The sequence below is a fragment of the Thioclava sp. GXIMD4216 genome, assembly GCF_037949285.1.
Classification (GTDB): domain Bacteria; phylum Pseudomonadota; class Alphaproteobacteria; order Rhodobacterales; family Rhodobacteraceae; genus Thioclava; species Thioclava litoralis.
On the sequence record NZ_CP149928.1, the window covers coordinates 160,183 to 173,167 of the forward strand.

Sequence of the window (12,985 nt, forward strand, 5' to 3'; positions counted from 1 at the left end):
CTTTTAGCGCATCGTTTTTGCCGGCTGTTACGGTGTCTTTGCGGCATATGTGGCAAAAAACTTCGTGAACCAGCGATTTGCGCAAGAAAGTGCCGCCGCGCCGATTTTTGAGCGAAAATCCACGAGCCGATATTTTTCTGCCTCATTTTGCGCGGAGAAATGCGCAATTCTGGGCAGAATCGGCAAAAATCCACCTCCCCTCAGGATTGTGGCGCGACGTCAAGTTTGCCACTCTTGGCGCACCCCTTACAGTTGAAGCTATTTACGGCCCCACATCCTGTACCATGCGCGCTGCATGGCAGGGTTTCGTCCTTAACCATTCGCTTCTCTTCTTCCCCCCCCTGACTGCGCGAGGCCTCCCCTATGTCTGATGCATCCCTTTCTTCCCCTATTGAAACGCTTGCCCCACCCGCCAAAGGCAGAGATGTCAAAACGGCCATCGAAGCCCCGCAGAAAACGCTCTATGCCCGGTCCGAAGCGGGAGTGACGCGCCGTGTCGGTGTCTTTGCACCGAATTACGGTCTGGAGCATGTCACCTATGGGATTGACCTGCCCGACACCAAGTTTTCGGGCGTCTATGGGGGGACGGCCCGCCGGTTGCTGAAAGGCAGCTATTGGGATTATTCGCCGTGGGTCTTCGCACCGGGCACGGATCTGGTGCATACCTTCAATCATATCCCCTGCAATGGCGACTTTGTGGTCAGCTACGAACTGGAACTGCCGCGCACTTTGGGGCAGTGGAGCGATGCGCAGCTCAAGCGTTCGCTGGATCGTCTTTCAAGCGACCGCTGCCGTGGCATCCTGCCGCTGAGCGAGGCGGCAAAGGCCTATGCCACGCGCCGTTTCGAAGACTGGGGGTATGGCCATCTGGTGGACAAGCTGACGCTGTTCCGTGGCTGTGTGCGCACGCCCGATCCACTGCCGGTCGCGCCGGAAAAACGTGAGGGGCCGATCAGGCTTTTGTTTATTGGCGGTGACGGGCTGCGCAAGGGGCTTTGGGCGGCGGTGACCGCGGCAGAGCGGCTGCATGCGCAAGGCATGGAGATCGAGCTGACCGTGATCGGGAAGGTGACCGAGCGGAGCTATGTCGTCGGAGGCCAGCGGATTGCAGGAGAGGAACTGTCGCGCCGTTTGGCCGACGCACCCTTCATCACGCATTATCAGACCCTTCCCAATGCGCGGATCTGGTCGCATTTGCGTCACTCCGATGCGCTTCTGTTCCCTACGGTCGATGAATCCTTGGGCTGGGTGACCATCGAGGCCGCGCTATGTGGCGTGCCGTCGATTGTTGGTGGGACGTTCGCCCAGCCCGAACTGGTCCGGCATGGCGAAACGGGGTGGATCCTGCCGATGGAGGCGGATCGCGACGGACGCTGGATCCATCTTGCCGGTCCGCAGGCGATGGAGGCGTGGCCTGATCTTATGGAGAGTTTCGCGCAGGGGATCGTGAAGGCCGTCACCGAGATTGCACAAGATCGCGGACGGGCCGTCGAGATGGGCAAGCGCGCCCAGAGCTATCTGCAAGCCTATACCCATCCGCAGGCCGCGGCGACGCTGGATGCGATCTATTCCCAAGCCTGCCGGTGAATCACTTTCACACGCCTAACGAATGCATCGCCCCTTCCCTTCGCGGTTGGGGCGATTTTTCTGTCTTGCGTCGCGGCGGAGTGTTTCTGGTGCGATGATCATAACTTGTGCGCCGTTAACCTTTTAATGGTGAGAAATTAACGAATGTGACAGGCGCAACCGACCGATGCTCACGTTCCCGTGATAATTTCTAATTTAAGCGAAATATTGCGTAAAAGAGATATGTCCGTGATCCGGCTTTGGGGTTATTCTGGGGTCAGGATGGCGCGCGGATGCGATCCTATGTGGGCCATGCAAGGCATGGTGGGGTAAGGAACGCGAGGAATGGAGGATGTCTTGGGACGGGATGTCGCTCTGAACAAGCCGGTCGCAACATCGGCATCTGATGCGCAGGGGCTTTGCCTCGGAGGTGCTGGCACGACCAGACGCGCGAAGCTGTCCGGCTACAAGATCGGATCGGGCTGGTGGATTCTGCCTGCCGCCTTGCTTGGCTTGATGTTCTGGATCGCCCTTGGATGGGCGGTCGTTTCGCTGTTTTTCTAAAATTTGAGGACCTGCCCTCAGAGGAGTCCTCTGGGGCAGGCCCGTATGCCGGAGATTATGGCAGGCAGGCGCTTAGGCTTGCGATGCTTTTTTCTTGCGGCGTGCAACGAAGCCAGCACCTGCCAGCGCGGTTGCCAGCAGCGGCAGAGCTGCCGGAACCGGAACCGGCGTGGTCGACAGTGCAACGTCAACGGTACCCGTGATCGCGCTCAGCGAGGACACGAGCAGGGTGTAGGTGCCTGCGGCCAGGGTATAGGTGCCCGACTCATCGCCAACATTGAACGAGACGATCGAGTTGGTGAAATCGGTCGTGTCGAAGATGTTGAAGTAGGGGTCGATGACGCTGCTCGACGCGTTCACCGAAACGCTGGAAGCTTCGTCCAGCGTGAAGGTGTAGGTGAAGGGCGAGTACATGCCAACGAGGGCGCCCGATGCGGACAGGGTTGCCGCTTGGGCTGCTGCGCCTGCGCCGAACGCGATTGCGGTGGCCAGTGCTGCGGTCTTGAGAGTTTTTTTCATAAATTTCACCTTTTGTTAAGCCGGCTTCGCCAGCAGGAGGGAAAGCACGCCATGATCTACCTGAGGGAGAATCCCGATACGCGCGCAAATCATGGTAAACTAAATGTATCTCGAATTTGATAGCTTTCTGCAACGCGGCAACATTTTTTTTATTATTTGCACGATTTTGCTTTTGGCTATTCTGAATCCTGTCCATGCGCGTGGTGGTTTAATACATTTATTTATGGAACCTAGCCGCGACAACTACATGTAGTTTTTCGTGAGCATCGCATACTAAATCTATTTTCCGTGCACTGTTGCTTTTTTGTTATTTCCCTGTGCGCTTGAACACGACGGAAACAGTACGGACCAGCAGTCCCATGTCGCGCGACAAGCTCAACCCACGGAAGTATCTATTGTCATAGCCGACACGCTCGACAAAGCTGGTGGCATTGCGTCCTTCGACCTGCCAGAGGCCGGTAATGCCGGGGCGCATATTGAAATACCACTTGCCGCCTGCGTCGCGATACAGCTCTTCCTGATCGATCAGGAAGGGGCGCGGGCCGACAAAACTCATGTCGCCGGTCAGCACGTTGAAGATCTGCGGCAGTTCATCCAGCGAGGTTGCGCGCAGGAATTTACCGATACGGGTGATGCGCGGATCGTCGATCAGCTTCTGGTTCACATGCCACTCATGCGCCTTCACGGGATCTTCCTCGCACATCTTGCGCAAGGCCGCTTCGGCATCGACAACCATGGTGCGCATTTTCCAGCAGTTGAAGACTTTCCCGTGGCGGCCGATGCGCGGCTGCACGAAGAAACCGGGGCCGCCATCACGGCGGGCCAGCATCCATAGAACGCCGATAATCGGGAGGAGGACCGGCAGCATCAGGAGTGCGAAGACGATGTCGAAACACCGCTTCATACCGCGTGCATAGACACGGCGAATGCGAATCCCCTTTGAACCGGAGGATGAGTGGGTCGCAATCAACACAGATTTCATAACTTTAATCTCCAAGCTTCTGGCGCAGTTCTTGGCTAAAGCAGTTAACGTTACCGATCATGCCGCATCGCAGCGCTTCTGAGAATATACTTAACGTTTCAACGATCAAATTTTTTCCATATTTGAGGCGAAAAACTGCCGATAAGGGCGCGAAAAGACACCGAAATTTCAGTTCACGAGTTCTCGATCACCTTTCATGAAAGGTCGAGAATTACCGCTATCAACGGGCCCTTTGCTTGTTTTTTCGACATATTTGAAAAGGCAATGCGAATCAGCCATGAGGTGAGATGACCAAGTCTCTACGCAATCTGTGGGGGTGCTGCAATTTCAACCTAAGGTAGACCTTTGGGGTGACGTCGGGTCGCCTCGGGCCTTCCCCTTGGTCAGCTTCCGTGCTGTTGATGCTGCAGTGCAGCCATCACCGCCAGCCCGCTCAGGAAGCCGCCCAGATGGGTCTGCCATGCAAGCTGCCCCGACAAGGTGACATACATCACTACATTGATGCCGATCAGGAACAGGCTCGGTGGGATGAGTGCCTTCCACGCCGCCGCGGCGCCGCCATTCTTGCGGGCGAGGCTGATTTGCTCGCCGACAAGAGCACCGGCAAGGCCGAACAACGCCCCCGACGCCCCCACCATTGGCACCGGATCATGCGCCAGAAGGGCATAGACGCCCGCACCGCCCAAGGCGGACAGAAGATAGAGCACCAGAAACCGGAGTTGCCCCAAGGCATCGACCAAAGGCCGCCCGAGAGAGACAAGCGTCAGCATATTGAAAGACAGATGCAGCACTCCGCCATGCAAAAACGCGTAGCTGACAAACATCAGCGCCCATTGACCGGGGTAATTGCCGCTCCAGCCCTGTAGGAGGCCCGGCCAGAAGGCGAAATTCTGATAGATCCAGCCACGAAAATAGCCCGAGGAGATCGATAGGATGGCTTCCGGAATCACGCAGGCCAAAACCAGCAAGACAAGCACCCGCGGTATCCTGACCCTGTTCATTTCTTATGGCCTCGTGCTGCGCAATCTCTACCAATGGTCACAACGGGGGGCCGTTGGCCCGCCGTTTCGTCCTCATCCTATCCGAATAGGCGCAGAGAGGTAAAACTTGGTTAACGCGCTGACGTGACGATCAGTGCAGGAAATCCAGGTCTTTTTCCAATGTCACAAAGAGCATCTCGGAATCGGCCGTGCGGTCTGCGGTGTCTTTCGAATAGCGCTTGGAGAGGCCTGCCGAAAGCTGTGTATCGCGGGCGAGCTCGCGCGAGAGCGAGACAGAGGCGTCGATGCGGCGGCTATCGGTGCCGTTTTCCTGTTCATTGGTGCTGGCAGACAGGCCGAAATTCAGCGCCGAGACTTCGGACAGATCGTGGCTGACCTTCGCCGATATGCGGGTGACGACGACATCTTCGTTGTCATCATTGCTATAGACCCTGCGGCGCAGCAGCAGGCTGAGCTTGTCGCGCGGCAATTCATGGCTCAGCGAGAGCGCGCCGATCCAGTTGGTGTCGCCCTCATCGGATGCGCTCAGGCCGACCATCGCGCTCAGGGTGCCATTTTGCAGGGCGCGTTTGCGCGAGGCGCTAAGTTCCTGACGGCGGCCCGACCCTTCGATCTGGCTCGACAGCATCACCCCGTAGGTGCCCAGACGGTCCTCGCGTTCCAGCCCGAGATTGAAGATCGCGCCATTCACCCGCTCGTCATAGGTGATCCGGTCGGTTTGCACATCGCTATAGCCGACGCCGAATTGCAGGGTGGTTACGGCATCGAGACGCTGGGTGGTCAGCACGCTGACAGAGCTTGTCTGGCGCTCGGTCTCGGTGATGTTGTCCACATTGTAGTCATCATAATGCAAGGCAAGCTGGTAACTGCTGGACGCATTGGGCGTCAGCGTCAGGCCGAGGTCGTAATAGGCGCGCTGTGAGTTCGAGTAGCTTGTCGATTGTGTATCGTAATATTGCAGGTCGGTATAGCGATAGCCGACACTATAGCTGACCGGACTGTCGATGCCGCCCTGATACCCCAGTTTCAGATCGGCCACGCCGCGCTGGCCGCGCCCGTCATAATCCAGCACCGAACCGGTTTCGTCATAGCTGACAGACTGATCGGTGACTTCGGTCCGTGTGTAATTCAACCCGAAGCTCAGCGCATCGCGCGCGCTCTGGGTTTTGTAATCAAGGGCCAGCTTGGGCAGGAAGACGGTCTCGCCGCCATCCTCCAGACGCCACAGAAGGTCACTGCCGAAATGCAACTCAGAGCTTTGCGTGGCGCGGCTGTAATCATAGGTCAGGCCCGCATTCAGGCGGGATTCATAATCGTCATTTTCCCGACGCAAATCGAGATTGGTGCCGCTTTCGATCCCGAGACTATAGCCAAGCTGGCTGTGATTGCCCTTTATCTCTTCCGCCAGACCGGGCGTGCCGAGAAGGGCACCGGTGGCGCAGGCCAGCGCAATCCGCGCGACCTGTGCTTTGGGTCCTTTGGTGGCAAGACGCTGTCTTGCCCCGCAGGTCTTGTGCCGGAGCCTCTCGTGCATTTTCGTCATCACTCTTATTCGAACAGATGGCGTTCCGGCACCGAGATGACATCGCCATCGGTCAACAGCGTGCCGCCGGAAATGCCTTTATGGTGCTTATAGTCGAACAGGTAGATCTGTTCGGCATGGGTCTGCGGGTCCACGCGATGCAGCTCGACACGTTTGGTGGCCGCGAAGCGGGTGAAACCACCTGCCGAAGCAATGGCTTGCAGCAGGGTGATCCCTTTCTCGACCTCCAGCATGCCGGGGGAATTGACCTCGCCCATCATGTAGATCTTTGCCTTCTCGGGCATGAATTCGTCGGTGTCATAAAGCTTCTGCACCGCGACATAGACCGAAGGCGGAGCGGTGAATTCGGCGGCGAGGCGGCTGGACAGCGCGTGACGCACGGTATCCACCGAGTTGCCTGCCGCGCGCACCGTGCCCGCACCGGGGAAGGAGATCGACCCGTCGGGCAGCACCAGCACCGTGCGGTTGAGAGAGCTATCCTCGACCACTTCGATTTGCAGCGTATCGCCGGGCTTGATGACATAGGCGGCCATTGCCGTTGCTGGCAGGGCCAGCAGAACCAGCGCAAAGAAAACCGAAATGAATCTCGACATGCCTGAACCTTTTTCTTTCTTGGTGAAAACCATGGTCACGCCTGTGGTCTTGCCAAAGCCTTGAGCCGGGGGGAAGCCCTGAAAGACCAAAAATGACACGTCATGGTTGTGTTTCGTTGCGTTGCATTGGTTTCATGCGCAAAGTTTTGCCATTTGTCCGCCGGACCGGCATTTATTGCACAAGAGATTGTTGGGCCTGATCAATTTCGGATTTCAGCCCCGGATAGCCATGCGCGCCATTGGCCAGCAGGTCACTGGCGCGCTGATACTGGGCCTGCGCGGGCTGGGCTTCGCCCGCTTTCGCCAGCGCGCGGCCATAATGGTAGGCAACCGAAGGATCTTTCGGCAAGCCAGCCGCTGCGGCCTGAAGCTCGCTGACCGCGGTCTCGTTCTGGCCGCGCAGGAAGGCCAGCCAGCCATAGGTGTCGCGGAAGGCGGGCTCTTTCGAGCCGTTCAGGCGGCGTGCCACTGTCCATGCCCGATCCAGCGAGGCCTTGTCCGAACGGGTCGAGGCCAGAAGGCTGGCGAGGTTATTGGCAACGATCACATCGTTACTATTGGCGGCATAGAGTTTTTCGTAAATGGCGATCGCGGCGTCGATATCTCCGGCCTGTTCCGAGCGTCCGGCCTGAAGCATGTTCAGGGCACGGCTGTCGGGCAGGGCGGCGAGCGCGCGGGTCAGCACGGCCTGCGCGGCATCGGGCTGACGCGCCTGCATTTCGAGGCCGTAGAAGGCCTGCCAGCCGGTTTCGAAGTCGGGATGCGCCTCGGTCAGGGCGGTCATGCGTGTGCGGGCGGCATCGGTCTCGCCGCGCAGGGCCTCAAGCTGTGCCAGAAGCACTATGGCTTCGGGGGCATCGGGATAGTCCGTGACCAGTTTCTGGGCATCCCGATAGGCGACATCGGCCTGTCCCTGACGCACGCTGTTGCGGATGATTGCAATCTGCGGCCCCAAGGAGCCACCCGCATGGCTGGACAGACCTTCAAGGAAACGCCCCAGATCGTCGTCACGACCCTGACCTGTGAGCATCTGGGCCTGCAATTCGTCTGCGGCGCTCTGGGCGTTGGCATCATTGGGGAAACGTTCGCGCAGGGCCTTGATGTCCTGCTGCATCCGGCCCCAGTCTTTCATCGCCAGATGGACCTGTGCCAGCGTCGTCAGCAGCGGCTGGCTGACCGGCTTGCGGCGCAGCGCATCCACCAGCACGGTCTCTGCCGAGCCATAGCCCTGCCGCCCCGCAAGATAGCGGGCATAGCGCAGCGATTCATCGACCCCTTGGTTCGAGGTCTCGACGGCGCGGGCCAGCATGTCGGACATCAGCTCGTTGCGGCCCTCGCGCTGATAGGCTTTGGCCATCAGCGTCAGAACCTGCGCGTCATTGGGCGCATTGGCCAGCGCCGAACGCAGCGTGGCAACGGCATCATCGGTTTTGTCCTCGTCAATCAGCCACGAGCTTTTCATTTTCAGCGCGGCGACATGTTCGGGATTGTCCTTCAGGACCTGCTCGACCAGAGCGCGCGAGCCAACGGGGTTTCCGGCCGTCAGGCGCATCTGCGCAAGCTGGATGCGCAGGTTCTCGGTCTCGGGCGCGGTTTTGTCATCGCTCGAGACGCCGTCCAGAATGGATTCCATCTCGGACATGCCCTGATCGCGCTGCCCAAGGGTGAAATCGGCCCCCGCCCGCAGCGCACGGAACTGCGCCAGATTGGCCTCGATATCATGGGGCAGCGGTTTTTCGTCCAGCATCTGGGTCAGCGCGTCCCGCATCGCCTCCGTGCTGCGCAGTTGCGCGAGGAAACGCAGATAGACCATCCGCGTCTGCGGCTTGTCGGAGCTGGGATCGATCCGGCCTTTCAGCCATGCCTCGGCCTCGTCGCTGCGATTCGCCTGCAGGTAGAATTGCACCAGTACCCGATCCAGCGTTTCATCTTCTGGCCAAAGCGTAATCATTTTGCGGATTTCTGCCTCAATAGCGGGCTTGTCATCCTGACGCGTCAGCACCAGCAGACGCATATTATGCAGGTCACGGTCGTCGGGCACCTGCTGCAACCCTTCGTCAATGGTGCTCAGGGCCGAGGTCAGATCGGCAAGGCGCAGATCTTCTGTCACAACGACGCGACGGGCTTGCAGGTTTTTGGAGTCGGCCTTCAGCAGGGCGCGCGCCTGCTTGGCGGCGGCTTCCATCCCGTCCGTATCTTCCGAAAGATTGGCCTTGCGATAGGCCGTTGTGGCGGCCAGCGCCTGTAGATCCGCATCATCAGGGGCCAGCGCAAGAGCGGCATTGCCATAGCGTTCCGCATCATCGAAGGCGTGCATATCCAGAGCGAGCAATGCCAGAGAGCGAATCGCTTCCAGATTTTTGGGGTCCTGTTCGGAGATTTTCCGGTACTGCGCAAAGGCTTGTGATGACTGACCATTCTGTTCGAGAATTTGCGCTAATAGCAGCCGGGCCGCGACCAGACTCTCGTCCTTGGAAAGCGCGTTACGTAATTCTACCTGAGCGCGCGCCGTATCGCCCTCATCCAGCAACTGCTGCGCGTGGGCCAGATGCTTGGCCGCCTGTTCAGATGCAGAATCGCAACCGGCCAGAAAAGCTGCAGTTACAAAGGCGAGAAGGACACGTTTCAAGGTGATCAATCCATTTTTATCCAAATTTGGGGTCACCATGCCTCATTGCTTTGCGCGAGACAACACGCCATTCACCCGCCCATATCACAACTGGTAAATTCCCGCTAATCGCGAGATTTTTTGCGGAAACGCATTGAACTACCCGGAAGCTGACGGTTTATTCTTGTGGAGTTCGACTTTGCCGGAGTTTTCGCTAGATAGGGAAAGCCGAACGGTTAACTAAAAAACAATAAGCACGGAGCCATAGGTGTTGTTGATAAATCGGGACCACATTCATGGCTGAAGTGGTGCTTTACACAGATTATTTCGGCCTTTCCGAACGTCCTTTTACCTTGGTCCCTGACCCGTCGCTGATCTACTGGTCAGTGCAGCACAAGCGGGCATACTCGGTTTTGCAATACGGCCTGCTGTCGCGCGCGCCTGTCACCTTGGTGTCAGGCGAGATCGGTGCTGGCAAGACGACTTTGGTCCAAGCCGTTTTGCGGGAAATGGATGCCGACCTGACCATCGGTCTCATTTCGAACGCCCAAGGCGGACGGGGCGAGTTGCTGCGCTGGATCCTGAATGCTTTCGGCGTGGATACCGATGACCTTCCCAACGAATATGTGGCGCTGTTCCAGCGCTTTCAAGATTTCCTGCTGGAGCAATATACCACAGGACGCCGTGTCGTTTTGATCATCGACGAGGCGCAGAACCTTTCGGCGGAAGGGCTCGAAGAAGTCCGCATGCTGACCAATATCAATTCCAACAAGGACGAGCTGATCCAGCTTGTGCTGGTTGGACAGCCCGAGCTGCGCGATATCATCCGCGGCCCCAATATGAGACAGTTGGCCCAGCGGATTTCGGCAAGTTATCACCTTGATAGGCTGGACCGCGACGGCGTAGGCGCGTATATCGCCCATAGGTTGCGCGCCGTGGGGGGAACGGGGCAGGAATTTGCTCCGGACGCCTGTGACATGATCTATGACCATACCGCTGGCATCCCCCGCCTTGTGAACCAACTATGTGATTTTTCAATGCTTTACGCTTGGAACGACGAAGAAAAGCAGATTACCGCACCCACGGTTGCCGCAGTCTTGGCTGATGGCGTCTTCTTTGGCGATACAGAAATGGAACCCGCACCATGAATGCCGATATCCGATTTTACTTGGCGATTTTCATGCGGCGTTTGCCGCTGTTTTTGCTTGTCTTTGTTCTGATCGCGTCCAGCGGTATTTTCGCAGCTCTTACCCTCCCTCCAGTATATCGCGCGCAGATGCAGATCGTGGTCGAAGGGTCGCAGATCCCCGACAAGCTGGCGCAATCGACGGTCAACACTCCCGCTGAAGAGCAACTCCAGTTGTTTGAAAGCCGTTTGATGACGCGCTCGAACCTGCTGGAGATCGCCCGCAAGTATAACGTTCTGCCGGATCAGGCGACCCTGAACCCCGACCAGATCGTGCAGGGAATGCGGGCTGCAACCGATGTCGAAAGTTCGAGCGGGCGCAATTCGGCCACAACGATGGTTGTCACCTTCGATAACCATAACCCGCAGGTCGCGGCGAAGGTGGTCAATGACTATCTGACCTTCATTCTCAACGAAGACGCCCGCAACCGGACGGAGACGGCGAACCAGACGCAGGAATTCTTCGAAAACGAAGTGTCCCGTCTGGCAACCGAAATGAACCAGCAAAGCGCGCGTATTCTGAAGTTCAAGACAGAGCATGCCGATGCGCTGCCCGAGAACCAGAGCTATTTCCGCACCCAGCAGCGCGACTACCAGCGCCGTCTGGACCAGATTTCCAGCGACGCTGCCGCACTTGAAAAACAGAAAAGCAGCCTGCGCCAGATCTACGAGACCACCGGTCGGATCGATAGCCGCCAGTCCAATCTGCCCCCTGAGCAGAAGCGTTTGCTGGACCTCAAGGCCCAGCTTGCCGAGCTGGAAGCGGTCTACGCCCCCGACAGCGCGCGTGTGACGGTGATCAAAAACCGGATCACGCAGCTTGAGAAAACCATCAGCGGCAACCAGAGCGATGACAGCCAGACGGCGAAAGACCCGTCGGAGGCGGTGTTCGACCTGCAGATTGCCGATCTTGACCGCCAGCTTGACCAGCTCAAGGACGAACAGTCGCAATACACCGCGCAACTGGCCGAGGTGGAGGATGCCCTGTCGAAGATCCCTGCGAACGCGATCGCCCTAGAGGCCCTGCAGCGCGATTACGATAACGCTCAGTCGCAATATAATGGCGCGGTGCAGCGTCTTGCGACCGCCTCCACCGGCGAGCGGATCGAAAGCCTGTCGCGCGGCCAGCGTGTCAGTGTGATCGAGCAACCCGCCGTGCCGACCGAGCCGATCAAACCTTCGCGCAAGAAAATCGCTGTGCTGGGGATTGCCGGTGGCATCATGGCCGGTCTGGGCTTGATTGTCCTGATCGAGATGCTTTCGACCACGGTGAAACGTTCGAGCGATCTGATCAACGGTCTCGGGATCACGCCCTTGGCCACGATCCCCTATATGCGCACGCAAGGGGAGGTGCAGCGTAACCGCAAACGCCTGCTGACGATTTCGTTGATCGTCTGTCTGGGTATTCCTTTCGCGCTGCTGATGATCCACACTTTCTACATGCCCTTCGAGGTGATCGCCCAGAAGATCGCTGCGAAAGTCGGCCTTTATATCTGAACGGGGACTTGTGACGATGGAAAAGCTTCAACAGGCTCTCGAAAAGGCGCGGGCGAACCGCGCGACAGGGCTCGCGGCCGACGGGCGCGCGCGTCCGAACATGACTGCCGCGCCCACAGCCGAAGCGCATTCGGCACCGTGGCTGGCCTTGCCTGAAATGCGTCTGGACGGAAAGTTGCTCAAGACCAACCGTCTGCTGCTTTCGGGCAATACCGCGGAAAGTGCGCATTTCGATCTGTTGCGCACGCGGTTGCGCGAGGAGATACGTCGCCACGAGGCACGGCGGATCGCCATTGTCTCGGCGGGGCCGAATGCGGGCAAAAGCACCGTGATCAGCAATCTGGCGCTGTCTTTCGGGCGGCTGCCTTTTTTGCGCACGATGCTGTTCGATTTCGATCTGCGTCACCCCACGCTGGCGCGGATCTTCGGCCAGTCGCCCAAATCGAATATGGGCGCGGTCATCAATAGCGAGGTCGCCTTTGCCGATCATATGATGCGCTACGGGAACAATCTGGCGGTGGGGATGAATAACGCGCCGGTGCCCTCGTCTGCGGAATTGCTGCAAAGCGACGGGATCGAGGATTTCCTCAATGCCGTGCAGGACGCCTATACGCCGGATCTGATGCTCTTCGATCTGCCGCCGCTTCTGGTGGCCGATGATGCCTACGGGTTCCTGCGTCATGTCGATGGGGTGATCATGGTCATCGAGGCCGAAGTCACCTCGAAAAGCCAGATTGACGCGCTCGAGCAGAAGCTCTCCGACCAGACGCGTCTGCTGGGGGTGGTGCTGAACAAATGCAACTTCCCCGACGAGAATGATCCGACCGGTTATAATTACGGGTATAACTGATCAGACAGGGCAGGCGGTCTCCGGATAGCCTGCCCGAATTCTTTGCACGCTAGCAATTTTCTGCCATGCGGCATCG

At 58.2% G+C, this 12,985-nt stretch carries 11 protein-coding genes; 5 read left to right on the forward strand and 6 right to left on the reverse strand.

All coding sequences use genetic code 11. The features are described 5' to 3' along the window. Positions 1 to 363: 363 nt before the first annotated feature. Both WDB88_RS16135 and WDB88_RS16140 read left to right on the forward strand, forming a co-directional pair. Positions 364 to 1,587 carry a glycosyltransferase family 4 protein gene (locus tag WDB88_RS16135; protein WP_330629540.1) on the forward strand — a complete coding sequence of 408 codons (1,224 nt, stop codon included), beginning with the start codon at positions 364 to 366 and terminating at the stop codon, positions 1,585 to 1,587. A gap of 324 nt (positions 1,588 to 1,911) precedes the next feature. Next, positions 1,912 to 2,130 carry a hypothetical protein gene (locus tag WDB88_RS16140; RefSeq protein WP_339110018.1) on the forward strand — a complete coding sequence of 73 codons (219 nt, stop codon included), beginning with the start codon at positions 1,912 to 1,914 and terminating at the stop codon, positions 2,128 to 2,130. 72 nt (positions 2,131 to 2,202) lie between these two features. Here the strand turns inward: WDB88_RS16140 and WDB88_RS16145 are convergent, their stop codons facing one another. The 6 genes from WDB88_RS16145 to WDB88_RS16170 all read right to left on the reverse strand — a co-directional run bounded on the left by WDB88_RS16145 (position 2,203) and on the right by WDB88_RS16170 (position 9,397). Beyond that, positions 2,203 to 2,649, reverse strand: a complete 447-nt coding sequence (locus tag WDB88_RS16145; protein WP_339110019.1) for a VPLPA-CTERM sorting domain-containing protein — start codon at positions 2,647 to 2,649, stop codon at positions 2,203 to 2,205. A gap of 307 nt (positions 2,650 to 2,956) precedes the next feature. Further along, entirely contained in the window at positions 2,957 to 3,553 is a 597-nt protein-coding gene (locus WDB88_RS16150) for a sugar transferase (RefSeq protein WP_330629543.1), read from the reverse strand. Positions 3,554 to 4,014: 461 nt separating this feature from the next. Next, the gene (locus tag WDB88_RS16155; RefSeq protein WP_330629545.1) at positions 4,015 to 4,608 is read right to left on the reverse strand and encodes a rhomboid family intramembrane serine protease; all 594 of its coding nucleotides are present in this window, start codon (positions 4,606 to 4,608) and stop codon (positions 4,015 to 4,017) included. Between the two features lie 154 nt (positions 4,609 to 4,762). Then, entirely contained in the window at positions 4,763 to 6,175 is a 1,413-nt protein-coding gene (locus WDB88_RS16160) for a hypothetical protein (RefSeq protein WP_339110020.1), read from the reverse strand. Positions 6,176 to 6,180: 5 nt separating this feature from the next. Beyond that, positions 6,181 to 6,768 (reverse strand): polysaccharide biosynthesis/export family protein, encoded by a 588-nt coding sequence (locus WDB88_RS16165; protein ID WP_330629547.1) that lies wholly within the window; start codon positions 6,766 to 6,768, stop codon positions 6,181 to 6,183. A 172-nt stretch (positions 6,769 to 6,940) separates the two neighbouring features. Further along, positions 6,941 to 9,397: a tetratricopeptide repeat protein gene (locus WDB88_RS16170; protein ID WP_339110021.1), complete on the reverse strand. Its 2,457-nt coding sequence runs from the start codon at positions 9,395 to 9,397 to the stop codon at positions 6,941 to 6,943. 275 nt (positions 9,398 to 9,672) lie between these two features. On the opposite strand from WDB88_RS16170, the gene WDB88_RS16175 reads away from it, so the two are divergent. From WDB88_RS16175 to WDB88_RS16185, 3 genes are read left to right on the forward strand one after another with little or no spacing between them, the layout of a single operon-like run. Continuing rightward, complete coding sequence (locus tag WDB88_RS16175; protein ID WP_330629549.1) at positions 9,673 to 10,524, forward strand: AAA family ATPase; 852 nt, start codon at positions 9,673 to 9,675, stop codon at positions 10,522 to 10,524. Continuing rightward, complete coding sequence (locus WDB88_RS16180) at positions 10,521 to 12,059, forward strand: hypothetical protein (RefSeq protein ID WP_330629550.1); 1,539 nt, start codon at positions 10,521 to 10,523, stop codon at positions 12,057 to 12,059. The genes WDB88_RS16175 and WDB88_RS16180 overlap by 4 nt, the downstream gene beginning before the upstream one ends. A 16-nt stretch (positions 12,060 to 12,075) precedes the next feature. Next, the gene (locus tag WDB88_RS16185; RefSeq protein WP_330629551.1) at positions 12,076 to 12,909 is read left to right on the forward strand and encodes a hypothetical protein; all 834 of its coding nucleotides are present in this window, start codon (positions 12,076 to 12,078) and stop codon (positions 12,907 to 12,909) included. Positions 12,910 to 12,985 lie beyond the last annotated feature (76 nt).